The organism is Bacillus sp. AFS001701 (assembly GCF_002559405.1).
Classification (GTDB): domain Bacteria; phylum Bacillota; class Bacilli; order Bacillales; family Bacillaceae_G; genus Gottfriedia.
Map to the genome: position 1 here is coordinate 1 of NZ_NTZO01000124.1, position 17740 is coordinate 17740.

At 33.9% G+C, this 17740-nt stretch carries 17 protein-coding genes; 5 read left to right on the top strand and 12 right to left on the bottom strand.

What is annotated here, in order from left to right; all coding sequences use genetic code 11:
- The 3 genes from CN514_RS10200 to CN514_RS10210 all read right to left on the bottom strand — a co-directional run.
- Nucleotides 1-1726, bottom strand: a 1726-nt coding sequence (locus CN514_RS10200; protein ID WP_098232475.1) for an acyl-CoA dehydrogenase family protein, incomplete at its 3' end; no start/stop codon positions are given.
- 84 nt (nt 1727-1810) lie between these two features.
- Nucleotides 1811-2986: an acetyl-CoA C-acetyltransferase gene (locus CN514_RS10205; RefSeq protein ID WP_097976291.1), complete on the bottom strand. Its 1176-nt coding sequence runs from the start codon at nt 2984-2986 to the stop codon at nt 1811-1813.
- A 21-nt stretch (nt 2987-3007) separates the two neighbouring features.
- Nucleotides 3008-5389, bottom strand: a complete 2382-nt coding sequence (locus tag CN514_RS10210) for a 3-hydroxyacyl-CoA dehydrogenase/enoyl-CoA hydratase family protein (RefSeq protein WP_098232497.1) — start codon at nt 5387-5389, stop codon at nt 3008-3010.
- A gap of 249 nt (nt 5390-5638) precedes the next feature.
- On the opposite strand from CN514_RS10210, the gene CN514_RS10215 reads away from it, so the two are divergent.
- Nucleotides 5639-5779: a YuzL family protein gene (locus tag CN514_RS10215; RefSeq protein ID WP_098232476.1), complete on the top strand. Its 141-nt coding sequence runs from the start codon at nt 5639-5641 to the stop codon at nt 5777-5779.
- 175 nt (nt 5780-5954) lie between these two features.
- Here the strand turns inward: CN514_RS10215 and CN514_RS10220 are convergent, their stop codons facing one another.
- Complete coding sequence (locus CN514_RS10220) at nt 5955-6872, bottom strand: proline dehydrogenase family protein (RefSeq protein ID WP_098232477.1); 918 nt, start codon at nt 6870-6872, stop codon at nt 5955-5957.
- 188 nt (nt 6873-7060) lie between these two features.
- Entirely contained in the window at nt 7061-7324 is a 264-nt protein-coding gene (locus tag CN514_RS10225) for a DUF2573 family protein (RefSeq protein WP_098232478.1), read from the bottom strand.
- Between the two features lie 265 nt (nt 7325-7589).
- Between CN514_RS10225 and CN514_RS10230 the strand changes: the two genes are divergently transcribed.
- The 4 genes from CN514_RS10230 to CN514_RS10245 all read left to right on the top strand — a co-directional run bounded on the left by CN514_RS10230 (nt 7590) and on the right by CN514_RS10245 (nt 11222).
- Nucleotides 7590-8393: a formate/nitrite transporter family protein gene (locus CN514_RS10230; RefSeq protein ID WP_098232479.1), complete on the top strand. Its 804-nt coding sequence runs from the start codon at nt 7590-7592 to the stop codon at nt 8391-8393.
- 115 nt (nt 8394-8508) lie between these two features.
- Complete coding sequence (locus CN514_RS10235) at nt 8509-9327, top strand: GDSL-type esterase/lipase family protein (RefSeq protein WP_286141629.1); 819 nt, start codon at nt 8509-8511, stop codon at nt 9325-9327.
- Nucleotides 9320-10237, top strand: a complete 918-nt coding sequence (locus tag CN514_RS10240; protein WP_098232480.1) for an ABC transporter ATP-binding protein — start codon at nt 9320-9322, stop codon at nt 10235-10237. Before CN514_RS10235 ends, CN514_RS10240 begins: the two co-directional genes overlap by 8 nt.
- A 25-nt stretch (nt 10238-10262) precedes the next feature.
- A complete protein-coding gene (locus CN514_RS10245; RefSeq protein WP_286141630.1) occupies nt 10263-11222 on the top strand; it encodes an ABC transporter permease in 960 nt (319 codons plus the stop codon).
- Between the two features lie 59 nt (nt 11223-11281).
- On the opposite strand, the gene CN514_RS10250 is transcribed toward CN514_RS10245, so the two are convergent.
- The 7 genes from CN514_RS10250 to CN514_RS10280 all read right to left on the bottom strand — a co-directional run bounded on the left by CN514_RS10250 (nt 11282) and on the right by CN514_RS10280 (nt 17722).
- Nucleotides 11282-12166 (bottom strand): cation diffusion facilitator family transporter, encoded by an 885-nt coding sequence (locus tag CN514_RS10250; RefSeq protein WP_098232481.1) that lies wholly within the window; start codon nt 12164-12166, stop codon nt 11282-11284.
- 253 nt (nt 12167-12419) lie between these two features.
- Nucleotides 12420-13118, bottom strand: a complete 699-nt coding sequence (locus tag CN514_RS10255; protein WP_098232482.1) for a tryptophan 2,3-dioxygenase family protein — start codon at nt 13116-13118, stop codon at nt 12420-12422.
- A gap of 13 nt (nt 13119-13131) precedes the next feature.
- Nucleotides 13132-13755 (bottom strand): arylformamidase, encoded by a 624-nt coding sequence (gene kynB / locus CN514_RS10260; protein ID WP_098232483.1) that lies wholly within the window; start codon nt 13753-13755, stop codon nt 13132-13134.
- Between the two features lie 12 nt (nt 13756-13767).
- Nucleotides 13768-15042 carry a kynureninase gene (kynU, locus tag CN514_RS10265; RefSeq protein ID WP_098232484.1) on the bottom strand — a complete coding sequence of 425 codons (1275 nt, stop codon included), beginning with the start codon at nt 15040-15042 and terminating at the stop codon, nt 13768-13770.
- A gap of 173 nt (nt 15043-15215) precedes the next feature.
- Nucleotides 15216-16010, bottom strand: coding sequence for an ABC transporter permease subunit (locus tag CN514_RS10270; RefSeq protein WP_098232485.1), 795 nt, complete (start codon nt 16008-16010; stop codon nt 15216-15218).
- Between the two features lie 23 nt (nt 16011-16033).
- Nucleotides 16034-16831: an ABC transporter permease subunit gene (locus CN514_RS10275; protein ID WP_098232486.1), complete on the bottom strand. Its 798-nt coding sequence runs from the start codon at nt 16829-16831 to the stop codon at nt 16034-16036.
- Between the two features lie 6 nt (nt 16832-16837).
- Nucleotides 16838-17722 (bottom strand): ABC transporter ATP-binding protein, encoded by an 885-nt coding sequence (locus CN514_RS10280; protein ID WP_098232487.1) that lies wholly within the window; start codon nt 17720-17722, stop codon nt 16838-16840.
- Nucleotides 17723-17740 lie beyond the last annotated feature (18 nt).

A 17740-nucleotide genomic window follows, 5' to 3' on the forward strand; every position in this document is an offset into this window, starting at 1 on the left:
TTACATTAATTGGCGTATGACGTGTAAACTTACGAAGTGCTGACGTCATCATTCTTAATGTATCACCTGACTCAACAGCTACAAGCGTTTCTTTAGCATGAGCTTCAATCTCATTGAATGCTTCTTGGCAGAACACTTGAGTATATAGTAATTTTTGGTTTGATTTTTCTAAACCTACTTTATTAATCGCTTTTTCAGTACGTAGAACTGTCGATTCCATTGCGTAAACATTACTTACGATATCTGCAATATTTACCAGAATTTCTTGTTCATTACTTAATGCTTTACCGAATTTTTGAACTGCTAATCCAGCAATCATGATTGCGATTTTTTTCGCATTACGAACTAAATATTTCTCTTGCTCTAAAGGAGCATCTCCAACTTCTTCAGGCATTAACATCATTAGTTCTTCTTGTATTTGTTGAGCCTGTTGAAGTAATGGAAGTTCTCCCTTCATTGCTTTTCGAAGGAATGTACTTGGTACAATTAAACGATTAATTTCGTTTGTTCCTTCAAAGATTCGGTTAATACGAGAATCACGGTAAATACGCTCAATTTCATATTCAGCCATGAAGCCATATCCACCGTGGATTTGTACTCCTTCATCAGCTACATAGTCTAATACTTCTGAACAGAAGAATTTATTTAATGAACATTCAATTGCATACTCTGCTACAGCAGCTGCAACTGCTTTTGGATCTTTTGCTTGCTCTTCAGTTAATTGACTAAAGCGATCCTCAAAAAGTCCTACAGTACGATAGGCTGAACTTTCACTTGCATAAATTTTTGTAGCCATACTTGCTAATTTTTCTTGAATTAAACTAAATTTTGCAATTGGTGTTTTGAATTGTTGTCGTTGGTTAGCATATGTTGCAGATAATTCTAAAGCACGTTTTGATCCACCAACTGTACCTACAGCTAATTTATAACGACCAATATTTAAAATATTAAAGGCAATAACATGACCTTTTCCAATTTCACCTAATAGGTTTTCTACAGGAACTTTTACATCTTCTAATATTAATGTACGAGTTGAAGATGATTTAATCCCCATTTTCTTCTCTTCTGGACCAGTCGAAACACCTTCATAATCTCTCTCAACAATAAATGCTGAGAAGTGCTCTCCATCAATTTTTGCATATACAACAAATACATCTGCAAAAGCAGAGTTTGTAATCCATTGTTTTTCACCATTTAAGATGTAGTGAGTTCCTTCAGCATTTAATTTAGCGACAGTTTTTGCTCCTAATGCATCTGACCCTGAACCTGGCTCCGTTAATGCATAAGCTGCAAATTTCTCACCTGTTGCTAATCCTGGTAAATAGCGTTGCTTTTGATCATGATTTCCAAATAATACGATTGGAAGTGTACCGATCCCTACGTGAGCGCCTTGAGAAAGTGAGAATCCACCACCACGTGAAATTTTTTCTGTAATTAATGCTGAGCTAATTTTATCTAGTGCGATTCCACCATATTCTTCTGGCACATCTGCAGCTAATAATCCTAGCTCACCAGCTTGTTTTAATAATCTTACAGTACGGTCAAATTCATGTTGCTCTAAATATTCTAATTCAGGTAACACTTCATTAACTACAAAATCTTCAGTTGTTTTTGCAATTAATTTATGCTCATCTGAAAAATCCTCTGGTGTAAAAACTTTATCAAAAGTCACTTCTGTTGTTAAAAAGCTTCCGCCTTTAAGTAAGTTACCGATTGTTTTTTCCATCGTAAATTCCTCCTATTTTCTTTACTTGTTTGAATATTCTGTTCATCAAAGACTTAATTCTAGCAACCTATCCCATTACATCTATTAAACTAATTCAAATACTCCAGCTGCGCCCATTCCACCGCCTACGCACATTGTTACGATACCGAACTGTTCTCCACGACGCTTCATCTCATGTAATAAAGATAAAGTTAGTTTAGTACCAGTACAACCAAGTGGATGCCCTAATGCAATCGCCCCACCGTTTACGTTAACACGGTCTTCATCAAGACCTAAGTGACGAATAATTTGAATTGATTGAGAAGCGAATGCTTCATTTAATTCAAATATTCCTATGTCAGATAAGCTTAATCCTGCTAATTTAAGAGCTTTTGGAATCGCTTCAACAGGTCCAATTCCCATTACTTCTGGAGCTACACCAGCGACTGCAAAAGAACGGAATTTTAATAATGGACTTAATCCTTCAGCTTCAGCTTTTTCGCGATCCATTACTAATACTGCTGCAGCCCCGTCACTTGTTTGCGAAGAGTTTCCAGCCGTTACTGAACCTCTTACATTAAATGCTGGTCTTAATTTAGCTAATACTTCAGAAGATGTACCTTCACGAACACCCTCATCTTGAGAGAACGTAAAATTCTTTTCTTCTAATTTATTGTTTGCGTTAACCGAACGTAGCGTTACATCAACTGGAACGATTTCGTCTACAAAACGCCCTTCTTTAATTGCCGCTGCTGCGCGCTGATGACTACGTACCGCAAAAGCATCTTGATCTTCTCTTGAAATACCATAACGGTTGGCAACCTGCTCAGCAGTATGCCCCATACCCATATAATACTCTGGTGCATTTTCTACTAATCTACTATTTAAACGAGCAACATGCCCTCCCATTGGAAGTAAACTCATAGATTCTGCTCCGCCTGCAATAATAGCTTCAGAATGGCCTAACATAATTCGTTCACTTGCATAAGCAATACTTTGTAGACCTGAAGAACAATAACGGTTCACTGTAATTCCTGGAACTGAATGCGGTAATCCAGCTAGTGCCCCAATATTACGCGCCATGTTGAATCCTTGCTCAGCTTCTGGCGATGAGCAGCCAAAAATAATATCATCGATTGGACCATCGTAATTTCCCGCACGCTTTAATGTTTCTTTTACAACTAATGCCCCTAAATCATCTGGACGTACTGTTGCTAGTGATCCTTTTTTCGCTTTACCTACAGGTGTTCTCGCACCCGCTACTATAACAGCTTCTCTCATGTTCTTCCCTCCATCTTTAGATTAATTACGTAACGGTTTTCCTTTTACAAGCATGTGTTGCATACGTGCTTGAGATTTCATTTCAGAAATTAAACTTAAAAATGCTTCACGTTCAATATTTAATAAATACTCTTCGTCTACTAACGTTCCGAATGGTACTTTTCCACCTGCGATTACATAAGCTAATTTCTTAGCAATTGTTAAATCATGTTCACTAATATAGCCAGAATAGTACATTGAGTTTGCACCTGCTAATAAAGTTGCATAACCAGACTCACCAACTACTGGTACTTTTTCACGAATCGGAGCGCTATAACCTGCTTCATATAACTCAATTACTCGTTGTTTTGCTTCATAAATTAAGTGATCTGCATTAAATACTTTGCGATCATCATGATTTAAGAATCCATTTTCAAATGCTTCTTGAGCAGAAGTCGATACTTTTGCCATTGCAACTGTCTCAAATACACGATTTGCAAGACCTTGTAGGTCAAACTCAACACCTTCTGGGAACTGTTTGAATTGTTTAATATAAAGCTCTTTACTACCGCCCCCGCCTGGAATTAAGCCTACTCCAACTTCAACTAAGCCCATATAAGTTTCAGAAGATGCAACTACGCTAGCAGCTGGTAAACAAATTTCAGCACCGCCACCTAGTGTCATACCGTAAGGAGCTACAACTACCGGCTTATCTGAGTACTTAATTTTCATCATTGCTTGTTGGAATCCTTTAACGACCATTTCAATTTCAAAATAGTTGTCATCTTGCGCTTCCATTAAAATCATTGCTAAATTAGCACCAACGCAGAAGTTTTTAGCTTGGTTACCAATTACTAAACCTTTATAATTCTTTGAAACTTCATCAACTGCGAAGTTAATCATTTGCGTAATATCCATACCAATTGCATTGCTCTTTGTATGGAATTCTAAACACGCAACTCCATCTCCAAGGTCAATTAAACTCGCACCTGAATTTTGTTTAATCATTCGACCTTGTTCTTTTAAAACACTTAATTTAACTTCTTTTTCGTTTCTTACAAGCTCTTCAAATTGGCCATTATGATAAAAGCTAGTCACGCCATTATCTTGCTTATAAAAAGTTTCATTACCACTATCGATCATATTCTTAACCCAATTCGGTACAGTAAGGCCTTCGCTTTCCATTCGTACGACTGATTTAGATACACCAATTGCATCCCAAATTTCAAATGGTCCTAAATCCCAGCCAAATCCCCACTTCATTGCTTGATCAATTCCGACGATGTTATCAGAAATTTCACCAGACAATTCAGCTGAATATACTAGAACCGGGCTAATAATGCTCCATAAGAAATTACCTGCACGATCATCAGCGTATACAAGCGCTTTCAACTTATTCGCTAAACCTTTAACTTGTTTGATGCTTTCAGTTGAAGCAGTTTTCAAGCTTTTTCTTTCTCTATATTCAAATGTGCTTGGATCTAATTCTAAGATTTCCTTACCTTGCTTTAAGAAAAATCCTTGCCCAGATTTACTTCCAAGCCAATTACGATTAGCCATTTCCTTCATAAATTCTGGAACTTTAAATACTTCCTTCTCTTCGCCTTCCACTAGCTCATAAACATTGTTTGCAACATGGATAAATGTATCTAATCCAACTACGTCCAATGTACGGAATGTAGCACTAGAAGGGCGTCCAATCATTGGACCAGTAATTGAATCAACTTCTCCAACGCTGTATCCGCCTTTTAGCATTTCTTGTACAGTTACAAGTAATCCGTAAGTTCCGATACGGTTTCCAATAAAGTTTGGAGTATCTTTTGCTAATACAACGCCTTTACCTAAAACGTCTTCTCCAAAACTTTTCATAAATGTAAGTACTTCTTCAGATGTATGTTTAGTAGGAATAACTTCTAATAATTTTAAGTAACGTGGTGGATTAAAAAAGTGAGTGCCTAAGAAATGTTTCTTGAAGTCATCTGAACAGTCTTCAGACATTGCTTCAATTGAAATACCAGATGTATTTGAGCTCACGATTGAGCCTGGTTTGCGGTATGCATCTACCTTTGCTAATACTTGTTTTTTAATTGCTAAATTTTCAACAACTACTTCAATAATCCAGTCAACTTCGCTTAAACGACTCATGTCATCTTCAAAGTTACCTGCTTGAATTAACGTTAAGTTTTTCTTAGATGCTAGAGGAGCTGGCTTTTGTTTCAATAATTTCTGAATAGCCGTTTGACTAAAGCGATTACGAAATTCTTTGGAGTCAGTAGAAAGACCTTTTGCAGCATCTTCCTCAGATAGTTCTCTTGGGACAATATCAAGTAGTAATGTTGGAATACCTATGTTTGCCAAGTGTGCAGCGATACCAGATCCCATCACACCAGAGCCGAGTACAGCGGCTTTTTTAATTTTTTGGATCATATGCATTTCTCCTCCTCATATCTTGAATGAATACTCATTCACTTTCTGGATAAACCAATCCATTATCAATGAGCCCTCTTCTTCCACTATATGATAAATTCTCATTTTTCGCAATAAACAAAAAGTTCAAATTAATAAAATTTTATTTATGATTTAAATTCCTTCCTCTGCTTTTTTTATTACACTCCAATTTTTACTAATAAGTTTATTTAAATGGGTTAGTCTAAGAAATGGAGGTGATAAGATATGAAACGTGAAAGAAATCCATCAAAGGGTGGAGTTAGTGCAGCAAGTGTTCAAGGTAATGCAAGCCATGGAGATCAAAGAGAAGAAAAAGGTAGACAAAGTAACAATCAGCAGTACGGTAAAAAAAACATGGGTCAGTAAGCTTCTTTCACTCGTATTTTTAATAGCAAAACTAGGACCTTGCTGACGAAACAATTATATGAATAATGTTGTTTTACAAATAACTACTTATCACAAAAAATCCTGTATAAAGAGAAAAAGGCTGACTAAAAAGGATCCTCACTCAATCCTTTTTAGTTAGCCTTTAATTTTAAAATTATTTACTGAACATACCTTTTAATACGAATGCAACGTTTGCAGGACGTTCTGCAAGACGACGCATGAAGTATCCGTACCAGTCAGTACCATAAGGAACATAAACTCGCATATTATAGCCTTCTTTAACAAGCTCTAATTGACGCTCTGTACGAATTCCGTATAACATTTGGAATTCAAATTGATCATTTGGAATATTATGTTCTTTTACTAATTGTTTTGTATACTCAATCATTGCTTCATCATGTGAAGCGATTGCAGTAAAGTTACCGTTTAATAAGTGCATTTTAATGATTTTTTTGAAGTTTTCATCCACATCTTTTTTCTCCGGGAATGCTACTTCAGCAGGCTCTTTATAAGCACCTTTTACTAAACGTAAATTTGGTTTTAAGCTGTTTAAATCTGTAATATCGTTTTCAGTTCTGTATAAATAAGCTTGGATAACTGTTCCAATATTATCGTACTCAGATCTTAATTGCTTAAAGATACGAATTGTTTTTTCACAACGAGTGAAATCTTCCATATCAATTGTAACGAATACACCATTCTTTTTAGCTGCCTCTAAAATACGACGCATGTTTGATAAAACTAACTCGTCAGAAATATCAAGACCCATCGATGTCATTTTTAGAGAACATTGTGAATTTAATTTTTCTTTTCCAATCGCTTCAATTGCTTCGATACAGTGATCAGCCATTTCATTTGCTTCTTCAACCGTGTCAACGAATTCTCCAAGATAATCAATTGTTACTTTTAAATTCTTTTTATTTAAGTCCTTAATAACTTTTGTAGCTAAATCGATTGTTTCGCCTGCAACAAAACGTCCTGCACCAAATCTTAGGCCATATTTTTTAGCCATTTTAGTTAAAAACTTATTTTTAGACATAAATAAAAAAGCATTCTTCATAACTTGTTCCATTACTCTACCCCCAAAATTAAACTTTACTTTTCTCTATATATATTACTAATGTATCATCTATTGAAATTTGTTAAAACAATTATTTAATAATTTGTCGAATTTTGTTTATTGAAAAATGTATGCCCTTACTTAATATTATATTATCATAATTTATATAAGTCGTCATCTTTGAAAAATATGGATATATATTATTGCTTATTTTTGTTAGCCATAGCTTCTCTATGCTGGTCATTTAACGTTTTAATCTCTTTTATTAAATTAACAACTTCATCTTTAGCTTGAGGATATGTATCATTCCAATGTTTTACTAATGCGGGCATTGATTTTGATATGTATGTATACATAACCCATTTTTCCACTTTTGCTTGTTTTTCCACTGACCAATCTCCTAATAACAACTCCGTGTACTTTTTTAGTAACGCATCAAATTTTGCTTCAAATTCATTTTCCAAACGAAATCACCTCTCCATATTATTATTAAGTTTTAAAAATCTAATTTGAATCCTTCCTTTTTTTACCTAAACCTGTTTACTATGAAATTATATTATATCTTCAACTAGTTTTAAGGCGATTATTTTAAAATGTAAAGTAAAAATAATAAATAGTATATAACTTGTTCAATTTCATAATTTGTTCATAACTTCACAAACTTATCATCACTTTTTGTCTGTATACTATGTATGTGTTATTCAAAGAGCGCATAAGGAGTGAAACCATTTGGAACGAGATAGTATCCAATATTGTATTGATTTAGCTCTTAAAAAAAAGAAAATACTAGACGAAAGCTTAATTAAATATTTAACTCGTGCTGCCTTAGCATCTATTTATATAAGCTTTATTCTCATTGTCTGTTTAAAATTAGCCGAATTATTTAGATTACAAAATTCACCATTTTCATCTGTTGCTTATCCACTTGTTTTCTCTACAGCACTAATTATGATTATTTATGGTGGTGGAGAATTATTTACTAGTAATACGATGTATTTTACATTCTCAACATTAGCTAAAAAAACTTCAAAACTAGATTTAGTAAAAAACTGGATTGCATGTTACTCAGGTAATATTATTGGAACATTTATTTTTGCGATTATTTATATTTTTACAGGTCTAGCAAAGGATTTTCCTACCGATCATTTTTTAACAACTGTAGTTACTCATAAAATTCACTCATCATTTATCCACTTATTTTTTAAAGGTATTTTATGTAATTGGCTTGTCTGTCTTGCTTGTTTTTTACCGACTAGATTTAAAGATGATTTAGCAAAAATGTTACTGATTTTTTTATTAGTATTTGCTTTCTTCTTCTCTGGTTATGAACATAGTATCGCAAATATTGCAGTCTTTACATTATCTTATATTATGCCACATGATGTAGCCTTTTCGTTTAGTGATGTATTGCATAATTTAATTCCAGTTACACTTGGAAATATTATTGGTGGTTCAGTTGGAGTCGGAATGGCATATTACTTCTTGAATAATGAATCAAAATTAGAAGTAAAAGAATTAAAACGTGCTTCATAAAACGAATCTACCTGTCTTCTTTTTTTTGAGGACAGGTTTTTTCGTGCAAATCTAATTTTATTATGGTAATAATGATTTTATAATGAAAATTTTTCCTTTTTTGGTGGTGTGAAATTTGAAATACAATCATTTTGTTCGGTTTATCATGTTCATTTCATTACTTTGTTTTCTTTTATTATCATATGGCTTCGTGAAAGGTGCTTATTCAGTTTTAAATCCTCAAAAAAGCAAACTAATTGTGAATAATAATGCACAGAAAAATAATCAAAATGACAGGGATCACAAAAACAATAAACTTAAGATTGTTGCATTAGGAGACTCTCTTACGCGTGGTGTCGGTGATGATGAAGGAACAGGTTATGTAGGCAGATTAAAAACCATTCTACAAAAAGAGGATAAACAACCAATATCGATCACTAATTTAGCTGTTAGTGGCGCAAAAACATCAAATTTACTTAACGATTTAAAGAAAAAAAATATACAAGAAACGATAGGCTCAGCGGACATAATCGTTCTTTCCATAGGAAGTAATGATTTATTTCCTGGCGCTAATCAATTAAATGAACAATTTTTAAAGACATATCGACCAGATGAAAAAACGTTTAAAAATAATCTACAATCAATTATTAAACTAATACGTCAAAAAAATACTACAGCATCTATTTATGCGTTTGGATATTATAATCCATTTCATAATGTTCAAGGTTTAGATGCATCGTCAAGCTTTGTATCTAGATGGAACAATCTACTCGAATTATCGGTACTTCAAACTCATAATGCATACGTCATTCCAACATTCGATTTATTTTTTAACGAAGAAAAGAAATATTTGTACACTGACCATTTTCATCCGAACAAAGACGGTTATATTGAAATGGCCAATCGCTTAACTAGTAAAATAGGAAGTCAGCTTCGAGGTGAGTCGAATGAATAAAGTTCTTAAATTAGAAAGTGTTACAAAGAGCATCAAAGGAAAAGTACTAGTCGATAAAGTTTCATTTGAGGTTAATGAAGGTGAAGTATTTGGCTTTCTAGGTCCAAATGGAGCTGGAAAAACAACAACTATACGAATGCTAGTCGGTTTAATCAAACCAACTAAAGGAACAATTGAAATCGCTGGTTATCCAGTTAAAACTCATTTCAAAGAAGCGATGCGACAAATTGGATGTATTGTAGAGAATCCAGAATTATACGGTTATTTAACTGGATGGGAAAATCTAAATCAATTTGCGAGAATGTTAGGAATTAAAGATGATAATAAAATAAGTGAAGTCGTAAATTTAGTAAAATTAACGGATCGAATTCATGAAAAAGTAAAGACGTATTCACTCGGAATGAAGCAAAGATTAGGAATTGCTCAAGCGTTACTTGGAGGCCCTAAACTTCTTATTTTAGATGAACCTACTAATGGATTAGATCCAGCCGGTATTCGTGAATTACGTGAATTTATTCATATGCTTGTAAAAGAGCAAAATATAAGTGTTTTTATTTCAAGTCATTTATTAAGTGAAATCGAAATGATTTGTGATCGCGTAGGAATTATAAATAAAGGGAAAATGATTAGAGTCTCAACCGTAAAAGAATTAGTAAAGGAAGCTGCTGAAAGAGTTGAATGGCGAGTTTCTCCAATACAAAAAGGGCTGGATATATTAAAAAAGGATTCTACGATTCAAGATATCATAGTAAAGGATGAGCTTATACTGTGCCGAATGTCGCCTCTTAAAATAAGTGAGGTCATTCAACAATTCGTAGTAGAAGATGTGCAAGTGAATGGCGTTAAAACAATGTCTGAAACATTGGAAGATTTATTCATGGAAATGACTGGAGGCGAAGTTCGTGGCTGAACTAATAAGACTCGTCTTTAACGAAATTGAAAAAATGGTAAGGAAAAGAAGAATACTTGTTATCTTTTTCATTTTAGCAGTACTAATCCCTATTTTTGTTTATGCTCAACTTCAGCAAACTGAAGAAACAATTAAAAGACTTGGTACTGATAATTGGAAAGTAGCACTTCAACAAAAAATAGTCGACCAGCAAAATAGATTAAATTCGTCAGGAATACCTGAAGAATGGAAAAGTTGGTTAAAAGTTCAAATTGATCAAGAGCAATATTATTTGGATAACGACATAAATCCTACAACACCTGGTGCACCTACATTTATACGAAAATTAATTGAACAAAGTATTGGGTGGCTCCTTCTACCTTTATTGGTCATGGTCATTACAATCGATATTATATCTGGTGAGCGAAGCGATGGTACGATAAAAATACTACTGACCCGTCCCATCAAGAGATGGAAGGTCTTACTTAGTAAATACATATCCATTTGTTTATTAATCTCATTTCTTCTCGTTCTATATGGTGTATTAGCATATGTCGTTTCAGGATTTGTATTCAGCTTTAAAGGCTGGACAGTACCTGTGTTAACGGGATTTGTCATTAAAAATAACCAACTACTAACCGATTCAGTTCAACTGATTCCCCAATGGCAATACATCATAATGGCATTTGGACTTGCATGGTTTGTTTGTATAATAATTGGAACTCTTTCATTTATGGTATCCGTATTAGTTCGAACTACACCCGCTGCAATGGGCATTATGCTAGCCGCTTTAATAACAGGAAGCGTTCTAAGCGGACTAGCTACATCATGGTCAGGAGCAAAATACTTCTTTAGTGTAAACCTTGGCCTAACTGACTACTTAGCAGGTCAACTCCCTTCCATTGAGGGATTAAACATGCACTTCTCTCTTATGAATTTATCAATTTGGGGAATATCAGCATTACTAATCTCTTTCATCGTATTTATTAAGCAAGATATGAATTAAATAGAACGGGGATTGAAAAGTTTACGCTCTTTTCAATCCCCTTTTCTGATTTATCCACCTTAATCCTTTCCTGCTCTCCCTGACCTTAATGGCTCAACATGAATGTGTGTATATTGAATTCCATGTTGTTCGCTTAAGATCATTTCGATTTGGTCTGTGATGCCGTGACTTTTACTTACATCTATTCCGCCGTCTACTTCAATGACTACATCTGCGATTGTTGTATTCCCGTACATTCTTGCTCTTAAATCTACAACTTTATGTACACCTGGTACTTTATCAACTGTTTCAGTAAAAAGATTCATTTCTTCTGGATCGAATCCATCCGTTAATAGAAGGGTTGCATCATAAAAAATCTCCCATGCTGTTTTACAAATAATCGCACCTACTAAAATGGCCGCAATTGGATCGATAATAGGAAAACCAATTGAAGCACCTAGAACACCAATCGTCGTTCCAAAGCTAACTAATGCATCGGAAAAATTATCTTTTGCTGAAGCCTCAAGCCCCTTACTCTTTGTTCTCTTGGCAACTTTATTATTATAAAAATAAATGCCAAACATAAAAATTCCAGAAGCAAATGCCACTACAGCCGCTAGTCTATTCGGAGTCTCATATTCTCCAACGAAAAGTGATCGAATATTTTCAATAATAACCTGTAATCCAACCGACATCATAATAAAAGACGCAATTAAAGTAGCTATTTGCTCTGCTCTTGAATGTCCATACGGATGGTCTAAATCTCTCGGTTTTCTTGCGATTCTTATTCCGATAAATACAGCCAAAGTTGCACCAATATCAGTCACATTGTTAAGACCATCAGCTAAAAGTGCACTAGAATTTGTATAAAAACTAACAAGTATTTTTACACTCGCAAGAACTAAGTAGGAAATAACACTTAAAAAAGCAGCAAAGTCTAATTGCTTTTGAAGATTTTTATCCATGAACTCCCCCCGCTCTAAAAAAATCATATGGGTTTATCATACCCATAATGCAAATTTTCCATTTTTAGTTAAAGAAAACTCGCCGATTGACGAGCCTTTTAGGTGAAGACAGAGGCGTAGTTGCACTTATACTTTATTCCTAAAATTGCTACTACGTCGAATTAACTTCCTCGTTGCCAATTTATACTTTCTTAAAGTGAAAAAAAAACAGAATCGTATAATCGAATCTGTTTTCTCTATCATAACAATTTAATTAAAGTGGCTTTGGATTATAGCTTGATCCAGTTAAATCTGTTAAGTCACAAACCGTTTGCCATAATTCAGGATAAAATTCAAATCGTACAGCACGTTCTAAAGCTTCTGCTGGTACTCCTTTTAAGCTCTTTGTATTCATACCAATCATGCGACGAACAAGTTGAATATGCAGTCTGCGGAATGATTGGAATCTTTCATCAAAGCAAGTTAATTCTTGCATTAATTGGAATAACTCAAAGTTTTTAGCTGCATCTTGATGTAATTGAACAGGTGTAAGTAAATTTTCATCTAATAAATCTTTAAAAGGCTGCCAAAGAGTTGGACCTAATTTTAAGATTTCATTAAATCCTGGAGAATCTTGACCGCTACCTCTTCCTAAAGCTAAACGAATAATATGATAGTCACTTGGACTTACTAGTTTAACCATATCAAAAACTGCTGGTAAATGTACTAGGTGATTATTAATGCGTTGTAAGTGATGTGTTGCTTTCGTAACCTCTTTTGCACGCATATATTTATCTGCAAAATGAATAGATTGGATGATTAATTTAAAATGTAACTCAGCAATTTGGTGAACTGTTTGAAACGTTAATTCATCTGGACAAAATAATTCATCGTCAGGTTTTTGTAAACTTAATAATTCTTCTGTTCGAATATACTTCTCGTAATCTGTCAGTTTTTTTTGCTCTTGTGTCATTTCCCTTTTCCCCCTAAACTAATTTACGTAAAACTGCTCGTACTGGACTACCATCTGAATCTGTTAATGGTAGCGGTAATGCAATAAGCTCATACTCACCTGGAGTTACATTTCTTAAATCAATCGATTCGAGAATATGAATACCGGCATGATGAAGGGCATGATGTGCTTCTAGTTCCTTACTATCAAGTGGGTCAACTGAAGGTACATCTACCCCAACTAATTTAACGCCATTTTCATGTAAAAATTCTGTTGCATCCTTTTCAATATGTGGAATTCTCTCTGGGAAAACGCTATCATTTTTCCATGAATTTGTTTTAATTAATAAACGTTCTACACCATCGAATTGAAAAGCTTCTAAATCCGATTTTTTAATGCTATCTACTTCAATCAGCTCGATTACTTTTGCAATCCCTACATATAAATTAGGATCTAAATCTATGACTCTCTTACCATTTTCATCAAAATGATAAGGCGCATCAATATGCGTTCCTGTGTGAGTACTTAAAGTTAACTTCCCAACATTAACAGAGCCACTTTCCTCTTTTGTCCAACTCAATTGGAATGAAAAATTCGTATCACCTGGCCATACAGGCATACCATCTTCAAGTCTTCTGGATATATCAATTAATGTCATTACATACAACTCCTAAGCGATGATTTCTCGTTCATTCTTAAACTGTTCATATTGTTTCTCAACCATGATTTTCTTTAAGATTTGTACACTATTCCAAACATCTACATAAGAAGTATAAAATGCGATTGGTGCTAATCTGATTACGTTTGGTGCTCTAAAGTCTGGAACAATCCCATTTAACTTTAATGCTTTACAGATCCTTGCAGCATCATCGTGTTCAAGACAAACATGTCCACCTCGATTTGAATCCTCGAGTGGATTACCAATTGTAAAATCAAAATCACTTAATTCTTCATTGATTAAGCTCATTAAATAAGCTGTACTGTGTAAAGATTTTTCGCGAATTCTATCAATTGTAGCTTCTTTATACATTTCAAGTGAGCCAACAAGTGGTGCCATGCTTAAAATATGTGGGGTACCGATTTGATAAGCACCAACTGTATCAGATGGAACAAATTCATGCTTCATATCGAACTGCTTTTCTTTATTTGAACCGAACCAACCAGCTAATCCAGGCATCGTACCAAAATGCTTTTCGTGAACGAATAAGCTTCCAACTCCACCTGGTCCACTATTTAAATACTTATAATTACACCAATAAGCGAAGTCCACGTCCCATTCATGGAACTGATGAGGGATTGCGCCAACAGAATGACATCCATCAAAACCGATAATGATTCCACGCTCATGTGCAGCTTTTGTTAATCTCTCTATATCGAATAATTGTCCGCTTCGGTATAAAACAGTTGGAAGAATAATTAAGGCAATTTCATCAGTCATTGCTTCAATAATATCTTCTTCTCTAATTGTTCGACCATCACGGCTTTTAACTTGAATTAAGTGAGTTGCTGGGTCAAAGCCCTTTAATCTTAATTGACTTTGAATAGCATAAATATCTGACGGAAAGTTTAATTCATCCGCTAATATTTTCGTTTTTTGACCATTTGGGTGATAAAAAGATGCAATTAATTGATGAAGATTTGTAGTTGTTGAGCCAGTTACAATCACTTCTTTCTCTTTTGCCCCGACTAATGGTGCACTTAATGCTCCCAATTTTTCTGAAAAATAATACCATGGATGATCGCCTTGCATCCATCCATCGATTGCAAGTGTCTTCCATGAATCTAATAAATCTAGTAAACTTTGTTCTGCTCTTTTTGAAAGAAGTCCTAGCGAATTTCCATCTAAATAGATCGTATTGGGTTGTAAGTAAAACTCATCTCGATAATTTGATAATGAATCTTTTTGATCTAGAAATTCTGCAAATTCTTTTGTTGGTTGAAACATCCCCTTGTTTTACCCCCTTGCAAGAAATAACCTACTATATTAAAGGTATTGCGATTAATAATATATGTCAATATTTTCTGAATATAATATTTAATAAAAAAAGTGTCAACAAATCCAAAATATTCCTATCTTAGATTTTGACACAATTGATTCTTCTATTTAATTGCTTTTCCCTACAAATGTAAGTCCCGTTTCTTAAACGAAACATACGTGACAATCGTTAATATAATGATTAATCCGATCGAAATAGTTGTATAAATACCGTCAAATCCCCCACCATACATAATATCTTTCGCTTCAAAGTACTTAAACGGTGTGAAATATTTCAAGCCTTCAATCCGATCATTTAAATCAATTGCAATTGATATGATAAATGTAATTAATAGAATACCAGTTGCATAAGAGGCAGCCTTTTTAGAATTTTTACAAACTGCGGCTATAGCCGAACCAATTACTAAAAATAATAGCTGTAAAATAAACATCCCAACCATTACCACTGCTATATCACCATTTACATTCTCACCTTTACTATACTTTCCTACTATTAGTACACTGGATATCCACGTAATACCGTTAAAAATAAGAATGTTCACTAGAGCACTCATTAATTTAGAAGTTATGATCCTTATTCTAGAAATAGGTTTTACAAATAAAAACTCGGCTGTTTTATCTCGCTCCTCTTTAGCAATTATATTAGCGCCTAGCATTGCCGCATGAATCGTTGCCATTAAATATAAATATAAAACTAAGATGCCAAAATATCCGCTTGCCTTTGATAAATCTAGTGCTCCTGAGCCCATTATAGCTTGAAGAGATTTCGGCATTTCATTAAAAAGTTCGCTTATTTGGCCGTTGGAAGCTGTCGCTTTATATTTTGCCATTCCACTACCTACTAAAAAAACAATTCCGATACACCAAAAAATAATCGATTTACGATATGTCTTCATTTCTCTTAAAAATAGATTCATTTCCACCCTCCCTTTCCTATAAGTTATACCGCGTGAATATCTCTTTTCTTATAAATCATGTAGCTTGCAATGATTGAAACGAGAATAATTCCAACCGACGCAAATAAAAAGTTTGATTCAAATTTTGAATGAGCAATGATATATTTCGGTTCAAAGTATTTAAAAGGTGATAGAAAACGTTTGGCATTGCTTTCATCTGTTGCTACTACCATACCAACTACGAAAAATCCAAAAACAATCGCAAGAGAAATTGATAGTACCGCTTTGATTTTTGGAAATACAACTGATATTAAAATGCCTATTCCAAAAAATAGTAATTGTGTAATAAATAACGATACAGTAAGTAAAATAATTGACTTACTACTATAATCCGCTGTTTTTACATACTGAGCCATCATAATAGTTGCGACTAAATAGAATACATTTGTAATCGCTAAAGAAACAAAACCTGCAAAAATCTTTGAAGTCATTACTTTTGTTCTAGTTACTGGTTTTGTTAGAAGAAAATCGGCTGTTTTTTCACGTACTTCCTTTGAAACAATTGAAGTACCTAAAATCATGGCTTGGATTGCTCCACAAAGAGAAATATAAATAAATACATAGGAATAAAATCCCAAAACATTCCCAAAACTCTCAATTTCAAGTCCAAGTGCTTTTCTCACACCCTCAGGATAACCTTCCAACACTTTTGAGAATTCTACATAATCCTTTGCAATAGCTGGGAATAAAGATAAGAAAAAAACAACGATTGCCATTAAAGACGCCGTCCAAATGAAGGTGGATTTCCGATAAGCTTTTAATTCGTGTAAAAAAATATTCATTGCTTATTAGGCCTCCTTTTCATAATAATGTAAGAAAATTTCCTCCAGATCAGGCTCTTCAATCCATAAATTTTCAATTTCGATTTCCGCTATTTTCTTTAAAACTTTATTTATATTGCCTTTAAAAATAAAGCTAATCGTTTTACCTTTGATTTTAATATTATTTACACCTGGCATATTGAAGAAATTTGGTTCTACACCGTTTTGACTATCTATTTTAAAACGTTTGTAATTGTTTTCTTGCAATGTGCTTATTTTTTCTACTGTCACAATTTTACCTTCTTTAATAATTGCAACTCGATCACATAAACGCTGAACTTCACTTAAAATGTGAGATGAAAATAAAATCGTTGCTCCTTTTTTGTTTTCCTCCTCTAATAAGTCAAAAAATCTTTGTTGCATTAAAGGATCAAGACCACTTGTCGGTTCATCTAATATGATTAACTTCGGTTCATGAAGTAATCCTTGGACAATCCCTACCTTCTTTTTATTACCTAAAGATAAATCATCAATTTTCTTCGTTAAATCGAGATCCATTACTTCAGCTAATTCTATTATTCGTTTCGTGCAATCCTTTTTATAAAAACTAGCTGAGTATTTTAACAAATCCATCACTTTCATATTGTCATAATAAAAAACTTCAGATGGCAAATAACCGATTTCTTTTTTTATTTCTGGAGCAAACTGTACACAGTCCTTTCCAAATATTTTTGCACTGCCACTCGTTGGATAAATTAACGAAAGTAAAGTTCGAATTGTAGTTGATTTACCTGCACCATTTGGACCGATGAATCCGAATATTTCTCCCTCTTCTATATTGAAGCTTATATCTGTGATCCCCCTTGAATTGCCATAGGTCTTCGTTAAATTATTAATTTCAATCGCGTACATAAATGAACCTCCCGCTTT